Annotated in this window: 24 protein-coding genes and 1 rRNA gene; 17 read left to right on the top strand and 8 right to left on the bottom strand. The window is 61.4% G+C overall.

Going from position 1 to position 19785, the window contains the following annotated elements:
- Nucleotides 1-64: 64 nt before the first annotated feature.
- Nucleotides 65-742, bottom strand: a complete 678-nt coding sequence (locus tag KBZ22_RS10305; protein ID WP_255021900.1) for a 4'-phosphopantetheinyl transferase superfamily protein — start codon at nucleotides 740-742, stop codon at nucleotides 65-67.
- Nucleotides 743-783: 41 nt separating this feature from the next.
- Between KBZ22_RS10305 and bcp the strand changes: the two genes are divergently transcribed.
- On the top strand, nucleotides 784-1251 hold the full coding sequence (gene bcp / locus KBZ22_RS10300; protein ID WP_106632560.1) for a thioredoxin-dependent thiol peroxidase: 468 nt from the start codon (nucleotides 784-786) through the stop codon (nucleotides 1249-1251).
- On the opposite strand, the gene KBZ22_RS10295 is transcribed toward bcp, so the two are convergent.
- On the bottom strand, nucleotides 1229-1960 hold the full coding sequence (locus KBZ22_RS10295) for a type III pantothenate kinase (protein ID WP_254961343.1): 732 nt from the start codon (nucleotides 1958-1960) through the stop codon (nucleotides 1229-1231). The genes bcp and KBZ22_RS10295 overlap by 23 nt on opposite strands.
- On the bottom strand, nucleotides 1918-2679 hold the full coding sequence (locus tag KBZ22_RS10290; RefSeq protein WP_255021899.1) for a phosphoadenylyl-sulfate reductase: 762 nt from the start codon (nucleotides 2677-2679) through the stop codon (nucleotides 1918-1920). Before KBZ22_RS10290 ends, KBZ22_RS10295 begins: the two co-directional genes overlap by 43 nt.
- A 117-nt stretch (nucleotides 2680-2796) precedes the next feature.
- Between KBZ22_RS10290 and KBZ22_RS10285 the strand changes: the two genes are divergently transcribed.
- From KBZ22_RS10285 to KBZ22_RS10270, 4 genes are all read left to right on the top strand, one after another.
- On the top strand, nucleotides 2797-3951 hold the full coding sequence (locus tag KBZ22_RS10285; protein ID WP_255021898.1) for an FAD-dependent oxidoreductase: 1155 nt from the start codon (nucleotides 2797-2799) through the stop codon (nucleotides 3949-3951).
- Between the two features lie 90 nt (nucleotides 3952-4041).
- Entirely contained in the window at nucleotides 4042-5700 is a 1659-nt protein-coding gene (gene hflX, locus KBZ22_RS10280) for a GTPase HflX (protein ID WP_255021897.1), read from the top strand.
- A 46-nt stretch (nucleotides 5701-5746) separates the two neighbouring features.
- A complete protein-coding gene (locus KBZ22_RS10275; RefSeq protein ID WP_254942166.1) occupies nucleotides 5747-6382 on the top strand; it encodes a peroxiredoxin in 636 nt (211 codons plus the stop codon).
- Between the two features lie 10 nt (nucleotides 6383-6392).
- Nucleotides 6393-7577, top strand: a complete 1185-nt coding sequence (locus KBZ22_RS10270) for an anhydro-N-acetylmuramic acid kinase (RefSeq protein WP_255021896.1) — start codon at nucleotides 6393-6395, stop codon at nucleotides 7575-7577.
- Here KBZ22_RS10270 and KBZ22_RS10265 read toward each other — a convergent pair.
- Entirely contained in the window at nucleotides 7511-7822 is a 312-nt protein-coding gene (locus KBZ22_RS10265; RefSeq protein WP_255021894.1) for a ribbon-helix-helix domain-containing protein, read from the bottom strand. The two genes, KBZ22_RS10270 and KBZ22_RS10265, sit on opposite strands and share 67 nt — an antisense overlap.
- 126 nt (nucleotides 7823-7948) lie before the next feature.
- Here KBZ22_RS10265 and KBZ22_RS10260 point away from each other — a divergent pair, with 126 nt between their 5' ends.
- The 5 genes from KBZ22_RS10260 to KBZ22_RS10240 all read left to right on the top strand — a co-directional run bounded on the left by KBZ22_RS10260 (nucleotide 7949) and on the right by KBZ22_RS10240 (nucleotide 11261).
- On the top strand, nucleotides 7949-8281 hold the full coding sequence (locus KBZ22_RS10260; protein WP_255021893.1) for a hypothetical protein: 333 nt from the start codon (nucleotides 7949-7951) through the stop codon (nucleotides 8279-8281).
- A gap of 117 nt (nucleotides 8282-8398) precedes the next feature.
- Nucleotides 8399-8632, top strand: a complete 234-nt coding sequence (locus KBZ22_RS10255) for a hypothetical protein (protein WP_396111977.1) — start codon at nucleotides 8399-8401, stop codon at nucleotides 8630-8632.
- 204 nt (nucleotides 8633-8836) lie between these two features.
- Entirely contained in the window at nucleotides 8837-10588 is a 1752-nt protein-coding gene (locus tag KBZ22_RS10250; RefSeq protein WP_396111953.1) for an ATP-binding cassette domain-containing protein, read from the top strand.
- A 132-nt stretch (nucleotides 10589-10720) separates the two neighbouring features.
- Nucleotides 10721-10900: a hypothetical protein gene (locus KBZ22_RS10245; RefSeq protein WP_255021891.1), complete on the top strand. Its 180-nt coding sequence runs from the start codon at nucleotides 10721-10723 to the stop codon at nucleotides 10898-10900.
- Between the two features lie 133 nt (nucleotides 10901-11033).
- Complete coding sequence (locus KBZ22_RS10240; RefSeq protein WP_106632552.1) at nucleotides 11034-11261, top strand: hypothetical protein; 228 nt, start codon at nucleotides 11034-11036, stop codon at nucleotides 11259-11261.
- On the opposite strand, the gene KBZ22_RS10235 is transcribed toward KBZ22_RS10240, so the two are convergent.
- On the bottom strand, nucleotides 11258-12394 hold the full coding sequence (locus KBZ22_RS10235; protein WP_255021890.1) for a trypsin-like peptidase domain-containing protein: 1137 nt from the start codon (nucleotides 12392-12394) through the stop codon (nucleotides 11258-11260). The genes KBZ22_RS10240 and KBZ22_RS10235 overlap by 4 nt on opposite strands.
- A gap of 309 nt (nucleotides 12395-12703) precedes the next feature.
- Here KBZ22_RS10235 and KBZ22_RS10230 point away from each other — a divergent pair, with 309 nt between their 5' ends.
- The 7 genes from KBZ22_RS10230 to KBZ22_RS10200 are packed head-to-tail and all read left to right on the top strand — an operon-like array spanning nucleotide 12704 to nucleotide 18180.
- Nucleotides 12704-13009, top strand: coding sequence for a DUF2973 domain-containing protein (locus tag KBZ22_RS10230; RefSeq protein WP_193486262.1), 306 nt, complete (start codon nucleotides 12704-12706; stop codon nucleotides 13007-13009).
- A gap of 43 nt (nucleotides 13010-13052) precedes the next feature.
- On the top strand, nucleotides 13053-13436 hold the full coding sequence (locus tag KBZ22_RS10225; protein ID WP_106632550.1) for a hypothetical protein: 384 nt from the start codon (nucleotides 13053-13055) through the stop codon (nucleotides 13434-13436).
- Between the two features lie 18 nt (nucleotides 13437-13454).
- Nucleotides 13455-16043, top strand: a complete 2589-nt coding sequence (gene hrpB / locus KBZ22_RS10220; protein ID WP_255021950.1) for an ATP-dependent helicase HrpB — start codon at nucleotides 13455-13457, stop codon at nucleotides 16041-16043.
- 60 nt (nucleotides 16044-16103) lie between these two features.
- Nucleotides 16104-16280 (top strand): hypothetical protein, encoded by a 177-nt coding sequence (locus KBZ22_RS10215; RefSeq protein ID WP_254931520.1) that lies wholly within the window; start codon nucleotides 16104-16106, stop codon nucleotides 16278-16280.
- Nucleotides 16277-17452 carry an exodeoxyribonuclease VII large subunit gene (xseA, locus tag KBZ22_RS10210; RefSeq protein WP_255021889.1) on the top strand — a complete coding sequence of 392 codons (1176 nt, stop codon included), beginning with the start codon at nucleotides 16277-16279 and terminating at the stop codon, nucleotides 17450-17452. The genes KBZ22_RS10215 and xseA overlap by 4 nt, the downstream gene beginning before the upstream one ends.
- A 3-nt stretch (nucleotides 17453-17455) precedes the next feature.
- Nucleotides 17456-17731: an exodeoxyribonuclease VII small subunit gene (locus KBZ22_RS10205; protein WP_255021888.1), complete on the top strand. Its 276-nt coding sequence runs from the start codon at nucleotides 17456-17458 to the stop codon at nucleotides 17729-17731.
- Between the two features lie 14 nt (nucleotides 17732-17745).
- Complete coding sequence (locus tag KBZ22_RS10200) at nucleotides 17746-18180, top strand: DUF2834 domain-containing protein (RefSeq protein ID WP_255021887.1); 435 nt, start codon at nucleotides 17746-17748, stop codon at nucleotides 18178-18180.
- Nucleotides 18181-18202: 22 nt separating this feature from the next.
- Here the strand turns inward: KBZ22_RS10200 and KBZ22_RS10195 are convergent, their stop codons facing one another.
- The 3 genes from KBZ22_RS10195 to rrf form a co-directional block, all read right to left on the bottom strand.
- On the bottom strand, nucleotides 18203-18550 hold the full coding sequence (locus tag KBZ22_RS10195) for a hypothetical protein (protein ID WP_255021886.1): 348 nt from the start codon (nucleotides 18548-18550) through the stop codon (nucleotides 18203-18205).
- On the bottom strand, nucleotides 18550-19419 hold the full coding sequence (locus KBZ22_RS10190) for a YihY/virulence factor BrkB family protein (RefSeq protein ID WP_255021885.1): 870 nt from the start codon (nucleotides 19417-19419) through the stop codon (nucleotides 18550-18552). Before KBZ22_RS10190 ends, KBZ22_RS10195 begins: the two co-directional genes overlap by 1 nt.
- Before the next feature lie 252 nt (nucleotides 19420-19671).
- Nucleotides 19672-19785, bottom strand: a 5S ribosomal RNA gene (gene rrf, locus KBZ22_RS10185); the annotation flags it as partial.

Genomic DNA, 19785 nt, shown 5'->3' with positions numbered 1-19785 from the left:
GCATCGACACAAAATCGAAAGATTTGCACTGGATTTCAGTGGTAAAAATGCGTTCTCAGACGAATCATCTCCCCTGCTGTCCCAGCAATTTTTCAGCCTGTCCTGGCGACCCCAACATCAAACCTGCACAACCCTCACCAACCGCCGCCCAACGCCAATCCTGCTGCAGAGCGCTGCTGTGATCGGGCTTGGCCCCATCACTGAGATTTAGCAAGCTACCGCTGGTGTGGTCGTAACACCACTGAGCCAGTTCTGCTGCAAGGGTGCGATGGCGCCACTTGATGGCCGCTTCCTTCAACACCCAGCTGTTGAGCACCGCTCGCCGTAGCTCCTCCCCAGTCAAATCCCCCAACTGCGCCTGTTCAGGCTCTGGATAAAACCGCCGCATCAATCCAGCTGGCTCAATAGGTCGAGCAGTGGATTCGAGGTCTACTCCGATGGGAGAGCCGGAGTAGCCAATCAGCAAGCCAGCGCCGCTATGGCTGAGACTGACCCATCCCAGATCATTACCTAATAGTGGTGGTTGGCCGGGCGGACTATGGAGAGGCACCGCGGCACCAGCGCAGCCCAACACATCAGCCAGCTGCTGCCGGAGCAGAGCCCGGCTCTGGAAGTAGCGACTTCGCTGCAGCTCAGGCAGGCCCAAGCCCCAACTCCATTCATCAGTAGATAAACAACCGAGGTCGCCCCCCTCTAGATAGCGCAGCCATAGCTGGGGGGCTGGGCGCTGCGGCAGATCCAAGCTGCTGCCTAGGCTGACTAGTGAGTTCGGTTGGACGTTCAATGACCTTGCAGATCGGCGAGCCCGCCCCTGATTTCACCTTGCCAGACCAAGACGGAACGGCGGTGAAGCTTTCCCAGTTCAAGGGCCAACGGGTGGTGATCTACTTCTATCCCAAGGACGACACCCCCGGCTGCACCAAAGAAGCCTGCAATTTCCGCGACCAGTGGGGCGCATTCGAAAAGCAAGCCATCACCGTGCTCGGCATCAGCAAAGACGGCGCCAGCAGCCACGCCAAATTTATCGCCAAATATGACCTTCCCTTCACCTTGCTAAGCGACGCCGAGCCCTGCGCAGTCGCCGCGGCCTATGGGAGCTATGGGCTGAAGAAATTCATGGGCAAGGAATACATGGGCATGATGCGCCACACCTTTGTGGTGGATGCAGAAGGAAAGATCGAAAAGATCTACACAAAAGTGAAGTCCGAAACCATGGCTGACGACATCCTCAGCGATCTGGGCCTGGCCTGAGTGCCGCCAAGGCCTCAAGGGCCAGGTCTGGAGCCAGCTGTAGCGGCATGGCACTGACTAGCAGCTGCTGCAGCAATGGTTTCAGCAGGGGGCCATCTCCTCCCGTGAGCCAAAAACTGCAGCCCGGGCAGCTTGTTTTGGCTTCACGCCCAGCGGCGGCCAAGGCGGCCGCCAGACCCCGCAAAACCCCAGCGGCCATAGCTTCTGGTGTGGAGTGAGGCCAAAGTTCCGGGGGCAGATCTAAGGGCGGGTCCAAGGCAGGCAGTCCTGCAGTTTCAGCAGCCAGGGCCCGCAACTGCAAGGCAGCTCCGGCTAGCAACCGTCCTCCCCCAAATCGGCCCTCGCTGGTGACCAGGGTGAGGCTCAGGGCGGTGCCGCCGTCCGCCACCAATACGGGACCAGAGGCAAGGCACCAGGCCCGCCAACCCACTAGGGCACGGTCCACCCCCAGCCAGCCAGGCTGCTCCAACAAGGGCACATCTTTCAAATGCAGACGCCGCTCCAGCGGCAATGGAGCAGAGGCGGGCACCTGGCCCACCGCCGCCCAAGCAACCAGCCCCTCAAGCTGTCCCACACCGGCTGGAGCACTCCACGTACGCAGGCAGCCCAGCTCACCCTCTGCCCAGTGCCATCGGCTGTTGCCGATCAGCAGCCAACGGCCCTCGCTCAGATGCCCTCGCCCATCAATCCCGGCAGATGGATGCCACATTCCTGTTGGAGACCACCGAAACGGGTCGCCCGGCCGCTGACATCTCCTAGATCAGGAGCACTGGAGTGCCAGTCGCCCACCGTGGAATAACCCTGCTCAAACAGCGGGTGCTGGGGCAATTTGTGCTCTTCCATGTAGTAGTAAACATCCCGTTTACTCCAGGAGAGAAGGGGCCGCAGCGACCAGCGCTGACGCACCGCATCCAGCGGTTCCATGGCCTTGCGGTGATCGGTCTGGCTGCCGCGCACACCACTGGCCCAACAGGTCACCGCCAGATCAGTGAGGGCCCGGTCGAGGGGTTCCACCTTGCGGATGCGGTGATAAAGCGCCAGATCTCCGCCCTGGTCGGTTTCCCAAAGGCGGCCGTGCAGAGCTTCCATCCGGGCCGGGCTCATGGCCGACTGGGCCACCACTAATTGGAGCTGGAGCTGCTTTACCAGACGCTCGGCGTATTGATAGGTCTCCGGCGGCAGATAACCCGTATCAACCCAGATCACGGTTATGGGCCGACCGATATTGGCGGTCAGCTCACTAGCCATGTGCAGCAGAACTGCCGACTGGATGCCAAAACTGGTTGTTAAAGCAAATCCTGCCCCGAAGGTGTTCTGAGCCCAGCTCAGGCGCTCTTGGGCCGACAAGGGTGCAAGCAGTGCCCTGGCAGCGTCCAGATCGATCGGCCGTCCGGCGCCATCGGGTGAAAGGGCTGGCACTTGGTCCATATGCATCAAACCATCATCGCCCTTTGAGTGAGTCGCTGGTTAGGGTTCAAAAGCAGGTGCCGGCGAAAGACCACCAAAGCAATGCTGAATCCTGAGGCGGCGCGATCGCAGGCTGCGGTGACCCCGCCAACCGCACCGGTGGTGATCGTGGGCGGGGGCTTTGGTGGGCTTTACACCGCCCTCGCCCTGGCAGAGCGCCGCCACCATCCACCAATCCTGCTGATCGAACCTAACGATCGCTTCCTATTTCTGCCCCTGCTTTACGAACTGCTGAGCGGCGAACTGCGCAGCTGGGAGATCGCACCTCGCTACGACAGTTTGCTGGCCGGCAAAGGGGTGGCCTGGCTGCAGGACCGGGTTGTGCGCATCCACGCCCAGTCATCACAGGTTCATACCACCAGCGGCCGGTGCCTGGCCTTCAGCCGCCTGGTGCTGGCCACGGGTGCCCAGGCCAATGACTTCGGCATCCCCGGCGTAGCTGAATACAGCCTCGGTTTTCGCACCTTGGCAGACGTGGAACGACTGCAGCGGCTAATCAAGACCTTGAAGGAGCGGTCCCGGCCCCTGCAGCGCTTGGCCGTGGTGGGAGCTGGTGCCAGCGGGGTGGAATTGGCCTGCAAGCTGGCCGACCAATTGCAGGGGAGCACGATTGTGGACCTGATTGAGCAGGGCCCCGGACTGCTCCCCCAGGCCAAGGCCTTCAACCGAGAACAGGCTGAGCAGGCCCTGCAACGCCGAGATGTGAGGCTGCGAACCCACACCCGCGTCGAGGCGGTGCAACCAGGTGAACTGACGCTGCTGGGGCCAGCGGGCTCGGAACAGCTGAAGGTTGATGGGGTTATCTGGACTGCAGGCCTGCGCTTTCAATCGCTTGAATGCCAGCCGCCAATTCCCGTCGACCGACTTGGACGACTGAGCTGCGAGCCCACCCTGCAGCTGGTCGATCAGCCCCACCTATTTGCCCTGGGCGACATCGCCCAGCAGGAGTTACCCCTGCCAGCAACGGCCCAAGTGGCCTTCCAACAAGCTGAGTGCCTGGCCGCCAACCTGATGCATTCCCTCGCTGGCGACCCCCTCGATCCCTTCAACTACAAGGACCTCGGCGAAATGATGAGCCTGGGCCGAGGTGAAGCAAGCCTCGTTGGCGGCGGATTCACCCTGGCGGGAGCGGCGGCATTTCAGATCCGCAAACTGGCCTACCTGGCCCGCTTACCTGGTAAATCGCATCAGTTCAAAGTGGTCGCCGGCTGGCTAGCGGACTGGCCCCGGTGACCCTGCCGGGAACCCAAGCTTGTGGTGGGCAAGGCCCGCCCATGATCAAATCCGTAATCGCTGTCTATCTGTGGTGAAACAAGGACTGTGGTGAAACAAGGCAGCCTGGCGGGGCGCACGGCCGGCTTGCGACCCGCCCAAAAAAGACGCCTGGAACGCCTCTGTCACCGCCGCCATCCGGACGACCAGATAGCTGAATTGCTCTGCTTGCAGCGGCTTGCCAGCGAAAGCCGTGAGCTGGAGCTGCCGCTCACCTTGGTAGTGGATAGCCGGGGCCTGTGCCGGCTGCTCTGGGTGGGGCCGCTGGAGCAATCGGGCCGGCTGCTGGAGCGCCTGCCCGGCTCGGAGCGCCGCCAGGGTTCCGAGCTGCGGCTGATCACCTGCTGCGGCCGAACCAAACAACTCGAAGCCGGCCGCCAGGAGGGAATCGTGGGGCTGGATATAGCGCCCATCGTTTGGCTGCGCTTCGGCGACAGGGCGGGGGCGGGGGGCCAATGGCCCGCCCAACTGTTGGTGGCCCACCCCGACGCCGCCGAACCCTGGGCAGGCGAAGCGACTGAAGATCTAGCCGAGCTGTGCGGCCGAGATCCCCTCAGCCTCACCCCACCAAATGGAGCCAGCGCTGGCGCCTTTGGCGCCAGCCAAGACGGCCCTGAACGGGTGCTGCTGCTAGCCCTCACCCCGGGCGACCGCGGGCGGGCCCAGCGCCTGATCGCCGAACTGGAGGGACTCGTAGGCAGCGCCGGTGCCGTGTCGGTGGGAGTGGTGGAGCAGCGCCGCAGCCAGGTTGCCCCCCAGACCCTCTGGGGTGAGGGGAAAGTGGGTGAAGCGGCCCTGGAGGCCCGGCGGCTCGGCGCCACCCTGGTAGTGACAGACCGGGAGCTCACACCGGTGCAAGCCCGCAATCTGGAGCGGCTCCTCGATCTGCCGGTGAGCGACCGCAGTGAACTGATTCTCGACATCTTTGCCCAACGGGCCGCCAGCGCCGCCGGGCGCCTCCAGGTGGAGCTGGCCCAACTGCGCTACAGGCTGCCCCGACTCACCGGCCGCGGCCGCAGCCTGTCGCGGCAGGGGGGAGGAATCGGCACCCGGGGACCGGGCGAAACCCAACTGGAAAAAGATCGTCGCGCCATCGCCCGCCGGATTGAGCGATTGCAGCGGGAGGTGAGCCAGCTGGGCGAGCACCGGGCCCGGTTGCGCCGCAGCCGCCAGGGACTGCGGCGACTGGCCCTAGTGGGTTACACCAACGCCGGCAAAAGCTCCTTGCTCAACGCCTTAACCAAGGCCAGCGAAGCCCGCGCCGTGCTGGCCGAAAACAAGCTGTTCGCCACCCTTGATCCCACCACCCGACGACTTGAATTGCCGGAACCAGTGCTGCTCACTGACACGGTGGGCTTCATCCGCGATTTGCCCCCGCCCCTGCTGGAAGCCTTCCGCTCAACCCTGGAGGAAACCCTTGAAGCTGAGGGCCTGTTGATCGTGGTTGATCTGGCCGACCCGGCCTGGCCCGAGCAGTGGCGCACCGTCAACACCATCCTCGATTCCCTTGGAGCAACCGCCCCCAGGCGCCTGATCGCTAATCAAATCGACCGCTGCCCAGCCGGGGAGGTGGAGCGAGCCCGGGCGCTAGCCCCAACGGCCCTGTTCATTTCCGCCACCGCCTGCCTGGGCCTGCAGCACCTGCGCCAGGAGTTGCGCAGCTGGCCCGAGTCAGCGCCTGAGGACGAAAACACCACATCTGCGCGCTGACTTGTGGCACGATCAGCACTTGCTTTCTTCCTCCCTTTCAGCCTCTATGGCCCTCCAACTCGGCGATACCGTTCCCGATTTCACCCAGGATTCCCAGCTCGGGCAGATCAATCTCTACGACTTCGGCGCTGACAGCTGGGTTGTGTTGTTCTCCCACCCGGCCGACTACACCCCTGTTTGCACCACAGAATTGGGAGAGGTATCCCGGCTGCGCCCTGAATGGGAAAAGCGCAACGTCAAAACCATCGCCCTGAGCGTGGATTCCGCCGAAAGCCACAACGGCTGGATCTGCGATATCAACGAAACCCAGAACACAACAGTTGATTATCCGATCCTGGCGGATGCCGACAAAAAGGTGAGCGACCTTTACGGGATGATTCACCCCAACTCCCTTAACAATCTGACCGTGCGTTCGGTGTTCATCATCGATCCCAACAAGAAACTGCGCCTGCAGATCACCTACCCCGCCAGCACTGGCCGCAACTTCCACGAAATCCTGCGGGTGATTGATTCCCTGCAGCTCACCGACAACCACTCCGTGGCCACCCCGGTGAATTGGAAAGACGGCGACGATTGCGTAGTGGTGCCATCAATCTCCACCGAAGATGCCCGCGCCAAGTTTGCCAAGGGCGTCACTGAGATCAAGCCCTACCTGCGCATGACCCCCCAGCCCAACAAGTGAGCTTGAGCTGATGCGGGTGTTGGGGTTAATGAGCGGCACAAGCGCCGATGGCGTGGATGCCGTCCTGGCCAGCTTCAGCGGGCCGCCCCAACGTCCGCGCTGGAAGCTGGAAAAGCACCACTTCAACCCTTACCCCGCCGAGCTCCAACGCCAGCTAATTGGCGTTGGACAAGGCCAATCGTTCGATAGTTCAACGCTGCTCGAATTGGCGGAAGCCGTGACCGAGCAGCAAGCTCTCGCCGCCAGAGCATGCGACCCCCAGGGCAGGGCCAAATTAGTTGGCTGCCACGGCCAGACCCTCTGGCATCGCCCGCCCCAGGCTGCTCAGCGGGGTGCCAGCTGGCAATTACTTCAAGGGCCGCTGCTGGCGGAACTGCTGGCTACGCCGGTGGTATTCGATTTCCGCAGTGCCGATCTGGCCCTTGGCGGTCAGGGAGCGCCACTTGTCCCACCTGCAGACCAGGCCCTACTGGGTCGTTGCGGCGGCTGGCGGGCGGTACTGAATCTGGGGGGCATCGCCAACCTCACCCTGATCCCTCCAGCCCATGGGCCCGAAAGTTGCCTGCAAGTGCGGGGCTGGGACTGTGGTCCTGCCAATACCCTGCTGGACCTGGCAACCATGCACTTCAGTGGCGGCCTGCAGAGCTATGACGCTGATGGGGCCTGGGCCCGCCAGGGACAGATGGATGAAGCCCTGATTCAACGCTGGTTAACTGAGCCCTATTTCCAGAGCCCACCGCCGAAGTCCACCGGTCGAGAGCTATTCGGCCAGGCAGACCTGGAGCGCCGGCTGGCCGAAGTCAAGGGGAGAGACGCGGCGGATGCCCTAGCCACCCTGACCGGCTTCAGTGCCGCGGTTGTAGCCCAGGAGTTGGGCCATGGGCCCCAAGCGATCGAGCTGCTGGTGGCTGGCGGTGGCTGCCGCAACAGCCTGCTAGTAGAACAACTGCAACGCCGCTGCCGCGGCCTGATCGTGCGGCCGCTGGCGGAATTTGGCATCGGCGAGGCAGAGAGAGAGGCCTTGGCCTTCGCCCTGCTGGCCTGGTGGCACGCCCTGGGGCATCAGGGGAATCTGCCCTCAGTCACCGGCGCCAGCGGCGGCGCCGTGCTGGGGCTGTGCGCCCGTCCTCAGTCCGGTCGGTGCAAGCGAACCCTGCGGGGAGCTCCGCGCAGGCGCTGGGGTTTCTGGGCCTGACTGGCCTCCAATTCCTGACGAAAAAACTCAGCCCGGAAACCCGCCTGAACCGGGGAAGCCTGGCTGGCCTGGGCCTGCTGCAGCCGCTCCACACCTTGCTGGATCAGCACCTTGGCCATGTTGCTCACCGTGCGGGACTCGGCATCCGCGAATTCAGCCAACTGTTGGCAGAGCTCCTCGGGCAACACCACCTGAATGCGAGGTGATTTGGACTTGCCACTCGAGGAGGTCTGCCGGGTGGCCACGGAGTTGCGAAGCAGTGGTGCTGACCACTGGTGAGCGAGGGGCAGAGCTGGAGCTTGCAATCCCCAGCCCATACCCCTCAGATACCAATCAGTGTACAGAGATGCACAAGGGTAGTATCCAAGACTATGCTGAAGGCAACCATCCCATCGGAGGTGCACACCGTGCCCCGTTCCTCCACCCCAAGCACCTCAACCCCTGCCTCGACTGCCCAGGGCCGCAAGCGCCGGACAGCCGAACGGAGCGATGTGCTCGTCTCCGCAGTAATCAGCACCTACCTGCTCACCCACCTGCATCACGTTCTGCAGCGGGCCGAATACGGCGCCCAGCAGGAGGGAAGAGGCGCACTTGCAGCCAACTACGCCGAGCTCCGCAAAGTGCTTTGCCTAGATGCCCGCAGTATGGAAGATGCCTCAGCCTGTGGCACACCTGAGCAAGGCGAAAACCAGCTAGCCGCCTGAACCGATTCGATTTAAAATTCAGCTAATTTGCTGCCAGCAATGACCGCCAGCAACGACGACGCCCTACGAGTCGACGTCCTACGAGTCGACGCCCTACAAGACGACGCTGAACGACCTCTGCATGCCAACAATGCTGCTGAGCTCTACGCCCAAATCAGTGCCGACCACGACCTAACCCAAGCGCTGTTCCGCCAGGCCCTACAGGATCCTTCCGGGGCCATTAGCCGAATCATTGAGCTGGGCCAGCAGTTCGGCTTGCCGGTCACCTCCCAAGAGATCCGCACCTACATCTCCACCCTGGATGACAGCGTCAGCAAGCAGTGGCTGGTGAAGGCTCGCGGGGGGCTCTGAGTTAGTGCGGCGCTGTTGTCGCTGATCACGCTCCCCACCTGCCCAGCTGAAAAAGAGCCAGTAACTCACTAGCGCCAGACCAGCTGCGACAACCAGAGCAGCCACCTGCTCAAGGCGCTTGATCATGGCAATCACACATGCAGGTGAGACGAGTCTGCACCAGATGATTGCCTAGCCGCCCCCCCGGCAGACGGGTCGCCAGGGATGATGGACTTGGTCCCTAGACCCTTATCCGTGCTCCGCCTCGAACGCCTCGGCAAGATTTATCCCACTGGCGAGGTGCTGCGGGATGTCACCTGGGAGGTGAGGCCTGGAGACCGCATTGGCTTGGTGGGCGTCAACGGAGCTGGCAAGTCCACCCAGATGAAGATCATTGCCGGGCTGGAAGAGCCCAGCAGTGGCTTGGTGGTGAAGCAAGGCGAACCCCGCATTGCCTACCTGCAACAGGAATTCGACGTCGATCCAGCCCGCACGGTGCGAGAGGAGCTGTTCCAGGCATTCGGCGAAGCAGCTGAAGTGCTGATCCGCCAGCACCAGCTGGAGCACGAGATGGCCAGCGAGAAGGCCGCCAACGACCCGGACCATCTCGACGAGCTAATCCACGAGCTAGGCCGGCTGCACAGCCGTTTCGAAGCGTTGCACGGCTACGAGCTCGACGCCCGCATCGACAAACTGCTCCCCACCATTGGCTTCAGCCCCGAGGGAGCCGAACAGCTGGTGGGGGATTATTCCGGCGGCTGGCAGATGCGCATCGCCCTCGGCAAAATCCTCCTCCAGGAACCGGATCTGCTTCTGCTCGACGAGCCCACCAACCATCTGGACGTTGAAACTATCCAGTGGCTCGAGGGCTATCTGGTCGAACAGACCGCGGCCCTAGTTGTGATCAGCCACGACCGCACCTTTCTGGATCGGGTCTGCAACCAGATAGTGGAGACCGAACGGGGGGTATCGCGCACCTACCTGGGCAACTACAGCCAGCACTTAGAGCAGAAAGTCCTGGAGCGCGAAGCAACCCAGGCCGCATTTGATCGCCAACAAAAGGAACTGGGAGCCCAGCAGGCCTACATCGACCGCTTTCGGGCCAGTGCCACCCGCTCCACCCAGGCCAAAAGCCGGGAGAAACTGCTGGAGAAGGTTGAGCGGGTCGAAGCTCCGCTCGAAGGTGTCGGCGGGCCGCGATTCCGCTTTCCCGAAGCACCACGCTCTGGGCGCGTGGTGGCAGACATCAAAAACCTGACCCACAGCTACGGCGAGCAGATTCTGTTTTTAGGGGCTGAGCTGGAGGTGGAACGGGGTGACCGCATCGCCTTTGTCGGGCCCAACGGCGCCGGCAAATCAACCCTGCTGCGCCTAATCATGGGCAGCGAACAGCCCGAGGACGGCTGCGCCAGCCTCGGGGAGCACAACGTGATAGCGAACTACTTCGAGCAGAACCAGGCCGAAGCCCTAGACCTCTCCAAAACCGTGATCAACACAATCTTCGAGGTAGTGCCCGACTGGACTCAGACCCAAGTGCGCTCACTACTAGGCAGCTTCTGCTTCAGCAACGAAAGCGTATTCAAGGAGGCCGGCAAACTCTCTGGAGGAGAGAAAGCCAGGCTGGCGCTGGCGTTAATGCTGCTCAGCCCCTGCAACCTCCTAGTTCTGGATGAGCCCACCAATCACCTTGATATTCCAGCCAAGCAGATGCTGGAAGACGCGCTGATCGAATATGAGGGTGCGGCCTTGCTGGTGAGCCACGACCGCTATTTCATCTCCAGGGTGGCCAACCGGATCGTGGAGATCCGGGATGGCCAACTGGTGCTCTACCGAGGCGATTATTCCTATTACCTCACCAAGAAAGAGGAGGAAGCTGGCCTGGCCCGGCAGGCCGAAGAAGCAGAACGCAAAACGGCAAAACAGGCCGCCAACAAGGCCAAGCAGGCGTCTCGAAAATCCCAGTCAAAATCCAGCTGAGCAGCCCAGCCCGCGGTCCCTGCCTCAGGGGGTACACAGAACTTCACCGCCGCTTAGGCAGGAAGACTCATTTCACTAGCCCCATTGGTTTGGTGTGCATAGGCTGACAAGGAGTCGCCACCGCAGGAGATCATGGGTAATCCACAGATGGGCCCCAACGCCCAGGGCACCAGCTATCACGTCGCCGGCCATCAAGACAATGGCCGCCAAGGCGACGCTTTGGAGGCGTATTTCGAATGCATCACCACCTGCTCCCTGGATGACGGCGCCTGCGTGACGCGCTGCGTTGAAGAGCTACGCGAACAGCCCTGAGCTCAGACGTCGGCCAGCCCATCACCGCGCAACAGCAAATCAGCACAGGCAAAGCGCCCTGTCGCAACCGCTACGCAAGCTAATGAAACAGTTTGTAGCGTTAGGGGGCAAATAGTTACCTGTGGTGCGTGCCATGTCTGAACCACTCGCCCTCAGCCTCGGCCAGCAGTTTGAGCTGGAGCGCATGAACCGGGCTATTGAAGCCACCGCCGATCCCCAGACCCTGCAAGGCATTGCCAAGCAGCTACTCCAGGCCTGGCATAGCCAAAAGGCGGCAACCCAGTGGGTGATGCGTCAGCAACTAGGTGCACCTACCCAAGTTTCGCCAAGCCTGGGTAGTCCTTGGGGGCAGGAGGCCTAGGGGGCTGGGGCTAATTGGGCTGGAATAACCGTCAACCGCATCAATGTTCCGGCCCTATTCAGCCGAAGCTCCAAGCTTCCTCCCACCCCCGCCCTCTCCACCGCTGTCACCAGCTGGGAGGGGCTAGCGATGGGCTGATCATCCACGGCGACTATTACATCGTCCTTTTGCAGGCCTGCCCGCGCCGCTGGCCCGGAAGCTTGCACCGCCATCACCCGCACCCCTTGATTCAGCCCAGTGCCATCACCGGCAAGAACCCCGTCGAGACTTACGCCGATAAATGGGTGGCTGACACGGCCAGAGGTAAGCAATTGGCGGGCAATATTGCGGGCCCGGTTAATCGGAATGGCAAATCCCAAACCCGCACCAGGCCCGGTGCGCACCAAGGTATTAATACCGATCACCTCGCCATCCGCATTCAGCAGCGGCCCACCTGAATTGCCCGGGTTGATTGCTGCATCGGTCTGAATCAGATCCAAGCGCTTGTCTGTGATGCCCAGCTTGCTGGCATTGCGGTTGAGGTTGCTGATGATCCCCATGGTCACGGTGTTGTCCAACCCGTAAGGGTTGCCTACGGCAATTGCCCACTCGCCAACTTGCAGGCTGTCGGAGTTGCCCAAGGGCGCTACTGGCCAGGGGCCGCTGCCCGCCAACCTCACAACCGCCAGATCCGTGAGGCGATCGAGACCGACAACCGTGCCTTCAACCCGACGACCGCCCTGCAGTCCCACGGTCACCCGGTCTGATTTCTCCACCACGTGGGCATTGGTCAAGATCAGGCCCTCAGCCTGAAAAATAAAGCCGCTTCCCTGCCCCCGCTCCGTGCGCTGAGAGGGTTGCTGTTGCTGCTGGGGCATGCCAAAAAATTGGCGAAACAGGGGGTCGTTGAGCAGCCCTCTTGGCAAGCCTCCCGAAGCATTACCTGAGGCAGCCACGGTCCGTTCCGTGTCAATGGTCACCACCGCGGGTCCAGCACGGCGAACAGCAGCCGCCACAAATGACTGGCGGTTCAGGCTGACTGAAGTTGCACTCTGGGCGAGGGCGGCAGCGCCTGGCCAGGGAGCCGGGGGTGCCAGTAGAGCCATCAGCACCAGCCCTGAACCCAGCCAGGGCAAGGCCCGCGAATCAGCCATCACTACAGGACTCAACTAGTCAAAACGTAAGCAACCAGCCAGCGACTACCTAGAGCGGGATTTCCCTCCCAGGCAAGCCGCCACGGGCGATCAGGATCGGCCCTAATATTGGTAAACAAATCTTTCAATCCATGGACACCGGGCGACTGCTAATTGCTTTTCTCGCCTTCGGTGCCGCTTGCAGCACCTTGTGGGCCTGGATGGTTGCCAATACTGGAGAGGTTGCAGTCGTTGATCCCCAAACGGCTCGCTCCAGGCAATGATGGAATTGCGACACGCAACCATCTATCTGAGGCCAGCTTTAAGGCCATGAACACTGTGCTCTCCCAGCTTTTACCCCTGCTCTACGGGGCCTGCTTTGTGGCTCTGCTATGGCAAGCCTTCAGGGTGATGGGCCAAGGATTCCGCGCCATTCCCCGTCCCGGTGATCGAGATGCCATGGGTACGCCAGCAGCACAAGCACCCGAAATCAGGTCCAATCACGACCGCACCGGCAGACTCACCATCCATCCGGAGCTGCTTGATTCAGATGGTCAGATCACCCAGGAAGACCTCTTAACCGTCCGCTTCAGCGGCGACAACGAGCAAGCTGCTTACCCAGGTGACCTCAGCTGAATAGGCTCTCCGTTGAGCAAGCGTTTTTCAGCGGAGACAGAAGGTGGATCAACGGACCCGAATAGTGGCTGCAGTGCTGACCAGTCTCAAACTGCCACCTCGTTTTCGCCTCAAGCTGATCAAGGAAGATCCGATTCGGCTGGAGTTGAGCATCACGCCTGCCTACGGCAGGGATCCAATTTTGGTAGGCCTGGTTGAATCTCAGGATCTCGTGGCCCGTCGCGACCGAGAGGGGCGCATCCCCAGGGACCTGCAAGGCACCTGGGACTGGACTGTTCGCCACGGCAAGGTGAGCACCGGGGGCTGGAATCCTTACCTCAAGGAGGCCTTGCAAACCATGTTTGAAACCGGCCTACCGGCGATCGTCTACGAGGAGCTCACAGGCGAGGCCTACCACCCGGTAGATGGCATTCGCCACGTGCGCTGATTCCACAAGGACAGCCCCCTGCCAACGCCCCCGCTACCGATTGACGGCCTGCTGGCGCCGCTGCTCGAAGCCTGCAGGCCCGGTGCCACCGTGCTGCTCCAGGCACCCCCTGGAGCAGGTAAAACGACTCGTGTGCCCCTGGCTCTGCTAGCAGGACTCAACCTGGAGTCGGGCAAGCCGGGTGCCGCATCTGGCCGCATCTGGATGCTGGAACCCCGTCGCCTGGCAGCCAAAGCGGCAGCCCAAAGGCTGGCGGCCGAGCTCGGTGAGCCCCTCGGCCAGCAAGTTGGCTACAGCGTGCGGCTCGAATCCTGCATCTCAGCCGCCACCCGACTGGAGGTGCTCACAGACGGCCTGTTTCTGCGGCGCTTGCAGGCAAATCCTGGCCTTGATCGGGTGGACTGCCTGATTTTTGACGAATTCCACGAGCGCGGCGCCGACACCGACCTATCCCTTGCCCTGGTGCGTCAGGCCAGGGAGCTACTGAGGCCAGAGCTGCGGCTGGTGCTGATGTCTGCCACCCTCAACCTGGCCCCGCTGGCGGAGCAGCTGCCTGGGGCCACTGTGCTGACCAGCGAAGGGCGTTGCTATCCGGTGGCAATCAGCCACCAGCCACCGCGACCAGGCGAAAGGCTGGCGCAACAGGTGGTGCGCGCCCTTGAGCAGCAATGGCTAGAGCCGCGCGGCGACGGCGAAACCGTGCTGGTTTTCCTCCCCGGGCAGAGGGAGATCCAGGACTGCAGCAGGGCGATCGCCGCCACCGACTGGGGAAAGCCCAGCCATCAGGGCGTGGAGTGCGTTCCCCTGCACGGCAACCTGCCGTTGGAGGCCCAGGGCCGCGCTATCGGCCCGGCCAGCAACGCCGCGGGCAAGGTGGTGCTCGCCACTTCCATCGCTGAGAGTTCCCTCACCTTGGCCGGGGTAACGCTGGTGCTCGACAGTGGTCTGAGCCGCCGCAACCGCTTCGATCCCGGAAGTGGACTTGATGGCCTCGTCACCGTACCCGCAAGCCAAGCGAGCGCTGATCAACGGGCCGGCCGGGCCGGGCGCCTGGGTCCAGGTCGCTGCCTGCGCCTCTGGTCGCCCGCTGAACAGCAGCGTCGTCCCGCTTTCGATCCACCGGAGTTGCTCGAAGTAGATCCCCTGCCCCTGGCCCTGCAACTGGCCCAGTGGGGCGATCCCCTTGGCAGGGACCTGCATTGGATCGACCCACCAGCGCCTGCACCCCTAAAGGAGGCCCGTCTGCAGCTCGACCAGCTTGGTGCTCTGGCAGCCACCGGACGGCTGAACAGCCACGGGCAGCGCCTGGCCCAGCTGGGGGTGCATCCGCGCCTCGCCCAGCTGCTACTGCTGGGCGAGCAACTAGGCCAATTGGAGCTGGCCTGCGGCCTGGCGGTGCTGCTGAGCGAGCGCGATCCCCTCAACCGTCAGGAGGCCGGCAGTGACCTGCTGCGGCGGCTTGATTGGCTAGGTGAAAACCGCCCTGGAGATAGCTCCCAGCGCCGGCTGCGTCAGCTGCAAAGCCAGCTGCAGCGCCAGGTCAGGCAGCTAGGTGGTATTAGTTCCAGTCCTCCAGCTGCAATGCCGGTTGGCCAATCCGTAACCCTGTCGGAAGCGGCGGCCTCGCTAGTTGCCGCCGCCTATCCCGAGCGGCTAGCCCTAGCCAGAGCAGGCAAGCCTGGCCGCTACCTACTCAGTGGCGGCCGCGGCGCCGTGCTCCATGCAGACGATCCCCTAGTGGCCTGCACTGCTCTGGCAGTGGCCCAGCTTGACGGCCAGGGCCAGGACGCTCGCATCCAGCTAGCGATCCCCATTGATATCGGGCAACTGCGGCAACTGGCGGAGCAGCCCGGCGGACAAGGAAATATCGCGGTGGAGGCGCGTTGGGATGGAGAAGGTCAACGGGTGCGCTGCGAACGCTCCCTGCGACTAGGGGCGCTGGTGCTTGAGCGCCGCAGCTGGAGCGAAGCAGAACCGGCCTTGATTCGCAGCGCCCTACTTGAGGGCCTGCGGCAGCTGGGACTAGAGGCTCTGCCATGGGATCCCGTTAGCCGCCAACTCCAGCAACGCCTCAGCCTGGCCCACCAGCACCTAGGAGCCCCATGGCCCGACTGCAGCCCCCAGCAGCTACTGGAACAACTAGACGAATGGCTCGGCCCCCACCTCAACGGCCTCCGCAGCCGCGACGACCTGCAGGGAATACCCCTAGGCGAAGCCCTCTGGGGTGACGCCCCCTGGAGCATGCGTCCCCAACTCGATCAGCTGCTGCCAGTAGCCCTGACCGTGCCCTCTGGCCGCCAAGTCAAGCTCGATTACAGCAGCGGCCAGCCCGTGCTGGCGGTAAAGCTGCAGGAGCTATTCGGCGCTCGCACAAACCCAATGGTGCTCTCAGGTCAGCTAGCAGTGACCGTGCACCTGCTCACACCGGCCGGCCGGCCGGCGGCGATCACCCAGGATCTGGCGGGCTTCTGGGAGCGCAGCTATCCGGAAGTGCGCAAGGAGCTGCGCGGGCGCTACCCCCGTCACCCCTGGCCAGAAGACCCGTGCCAAGCCCCGGCGACGGCCCTTACCAAAGCAAGGCTGCAACAGGGGAGTCATCGAGCCTGAGGGGCATGGGGCAATAAGGCACCTGCCTGCCCCAAACTGGAACTTTCCGGCAAGGCTGCCTTGGCCCGCTTTTACGTCAACAACCGTCGTGATGGCTCGCGCCTGCTTAGCAGCGCCCTAGTGATCTGCGTCGCAGGGCTGATCCGCGTTGACCATCCGATTGGGCGATCGGTAGCGCTGATAGCAGGCCTGGTGAGCCTCTACTGGTGGATCTGCTACCGGCAGATCCAGCCGTGACTGCGGCCGGTGAATTTTCAGGCATACCGCGCTACGGCGTGACAGAACTGAATGGCGCGGTCGCATCGCTGCTAGAGCGCGGTTTTGCACCTCGGTTTCTGCTTGACGCAACCGTGAGCAGGCCCCAGCTCAAAAAGGGACATCTCTGGATGACCCTGGTCGACGAGCAGGCATCAATTTCGGCAGTGGTTTGGGCTTCCCAGCTGGCGAAGCTCAGCTTCGTTCCCGAAGACGGAGATGGGGTCATAGTGGTGGGCAAGCTCAACTTTTGGAGCAACCGGGCAAGCCTCTGCGTTCAGGCTCTGGACATCAGGCCAAGCCTGAGTTCGGTCCTGCGTCAGTTCGAACAGGTGCGGGAGCGGCTGGCCCTCGATGGGTTGCTGGATCAAGCCCGCAAGCGCCCCCTACCCGCTTTCCCAAGGCGCATTGCCCTGCTCACGAGCTGTCCGAGCTCCGCGTTGGCCGACATGCTGCGCACCAGCGCCGAACGCTGGCCGGCGACAGCTGTGGTCGTGGTGCCTATACCAGTACAAGGCCCCGTACACGAAGCCATCTGCCGGACCCTGGAAAAACTGAACTCTCAAGTGGAGCGGTTGGGCATCGATGCGATCGTGATCGGCCGAGGTGGCGGCAGCCGCGAAGACCTAGCCGTGTTTGATAACGAAGTGGTGGCGCGGTGTTTAGCCGCCTGCCCAGTGCCCGTGGTCAGCGGCATTGGCCACGAAGATGACACCACCGTTGCAGACCTGGTGGCGGACTACAGGGCCGCCACCCCCACCGCTGCCTTGGTGGCCCTATTGCCAGATCACCGCGTAGCGGTGCAGACACTGCAGCAGCAGGGGAGACATCTGCAGCAACTCATCCAACTGAGACTGCAGGGAGAGCGTCAGCGACTCACTCGGGATCGGGAACGACTAGCGGGGGTAAATCCCCTCGCCCTTTTGACCAGTCGTCGCCAGGCCCTGGGGCATGCCCAGCAGCTGCTGCAAGCACTTTCGCCCGCACACCAGCTCAAGAGAGGATTCTGCTTGCTGAGCGATGGCAAAGGGGTTGTGGTGCGCTCCGTGCAGCAACTTAAAAAAGGCGGCGAAGTCATCGCCCAACTCACAGATGGGCAGGCGAGCGCCGTGGTGCGCGAGATTCTGCATCAAGCTCCGGAGGCGAAGCCCTGAACGATGCCTAAAGCAAAAGCCACAAGCAAAACACAAGAAAATGAAAGCATCGAAAACATTGGCGCCGATCTCTCATACAACGAAGCCCACACCGCCCTTCAACTGGCCTTATCAGCCCTGCAAGCCACGGATCTGGATGTCGAAGCAATGACAGGCTTATACCGGCAAGCCCGCGCCTACCTGAATCGCTGTGAAGCGGTACTCGCCCATGTGGAACAGGAAGTGATGTTGTGGCAGGAAGGAGATAACGCTGTAGTCCCCTTTAAAGAGCTCACCTAGAACCACCTCAAATCATGGCAGCCAATTCCGAAAACAGCTCTAGCAACACCACCACCGCCATTCAGGGCAATTCAACCTTGAAATGGCTGTATCTGGCCTTAGCGATCAGCGGTGCAGTACTGCCCTGGCTGGCAAACGTTGACTTCATCAGGGAATACGGATCAAGCTTCGACTTGGGCATGTTTGTCCGTCTTGCAAATGCAAATCCAGCCGCCAGTTCCCTATCAAGAGACCTAGCAATAGGAGCAACGGCAGTAGTGATTTGGATTGTGCAGGAGAGCAAGCGCCTGCAGATGCGAGGGCTGCCTTGGGTACTGCTCAGCTGCGTAACATTGGCCTTCGCATGTGGAGCCCCACTGTTCTTGTATTTACGAGAGCGCCGCCTGGAGGAAATAGCGCGCGACCAAGAGCCTAAGACTACCGGCCAGGAAATAGCGGTAAGTAATTAGCAGTAAGTAATTAGCGAAAAGCTCAAGAAGTCGGGTCGTCTTCACTAACGACCTGTACATCAATGGTGACATTACTAACATCAAACTGTTCATTGGGCTCTGCACCCTCCGTAGGCGCGGCAAAAGCACCTCCACAAGCTGGGCAAATTTCCTTCTCCATGGAGGTGAAACCACAAGTATCACAGGTACGCAATCTTCTTTGAATCACCTGCCAAGCCACAAAGCCAGCCGCTCCCAGCAATAGGGGCAACAGCACCAGGAGCAAGGTTATGCCTCCGAGAAGATCGAGCACGAAGCGCCCTGCCGGACCGGGAGCAAGGAGCAGCAAGAGCGCTAACAGCAACCAGAGCCAGGTACGTGATCGCTCCATCAGCTGATCTCAATTGGGGCAGATGCATCCATCCTGACGCGCTGGCGCCGTTCCAGGACGACACACAAACACTGACCGTAGTACAGGATGACACCAACCAACCAAACCCAAAGACTCAACAACAAAACACCGCCCACCAATCCATAGGCTTGGAAGCGCACCCCTACTGCCAACAGAATGCGCCCAAGCACCAAATTAAGGATGGTGAGAGTTGAACCTATTAAAAGCGCTCCAGGGAACAGAGGCTGCCAAGCGACACGACGCGATGGCAATACCCACAACAACAACATGGCTAAGGCAATAGCAATCAGCAACGAAATAAGCAAATCCAGAATTGATGACACGGGACGCTGCAAATCGCGAGCCATGGGCAAAATCTCTAGGGCACGGGCCCACAAGCTTGCCGAACCCAGCAGTCGCATGCTGGTGAAAGCCTGATCCACCACAATAAAAAGAGCGAATAATGAAACAAGACCGAAAGCCTTGATACGCAAACGCAGATAACGGACTACCAAACGCTTCCATGGCAAATCTTCAAGCCCAGCCGGGCGATTCCACCAAAGACGATCAGCACCACGCTGCAAAGTAAGATAGGCGTTGCTTGCCGTTAAAATCAATACAACGGCACCAAGGATTCCAGCCCCAAATCCTTGCCTTAAAAAAGCTGACAATGTGGAAGAGAAAATCGGCATCGCCGAACTAGGTAAGATTTCCGAAACGACTACCAACAATCTTTCAACCAAACCCTCATCCCCACCTAGCAACCTTGCCGCAATGGAAAGTGCTATCAGAAGTACGGGGAACAAAGACTGAAGACTGTGATATGCGAAAGCAGCACTGAGGTCAACACAGTCGAGCTTCAGCCACAACTTATAAGCCAACCAAAAGGGCAGTAAACCTTGCCTCTGAGCACCATCCCATCTACCCAAGACCCGGAGAGCTCGTGAACGCACTACCTAGCCACCATCTGGAACTAGATGGACACTAGACGCAGACGCTGTAGTCACCAAGCCCCACCAAGAAGCTTAACCAACAAAAAAGCCACCCCTTCGGGTGGCTTTTGAGTAAACTGCCCCACCCTCTTTCAAGAAGTTGGGGCAATTTATTGGGATGAATGTTTTACCTGGCATCGAGCTATTTTCTCAGGGGGCTGCCCCCCAAATATCGTTGCCGCTGCAGCGTTTCACAGCCGAGTTCGAGATGGATCGGAGTGGTTCCACTGCGCCATGGACACC

The sequence above is a fragment of the Cyanobium sp. L1E-Cus genome, from assembly GCF_024345755.1.
Taxonomy (GTDB): domain Bacteria; phylum Cyanobacteriota; class Cyanobacteriia; order PCC-6307; family Cyanobiaceae; genus Cyanobium_A; species Cyanobium_A usitatum.
The sequence above is the reverse complement of the archived record's forward strand: the minus strand, read 5'-3'. Positions and strand labels throughout refer to the sequence as shown.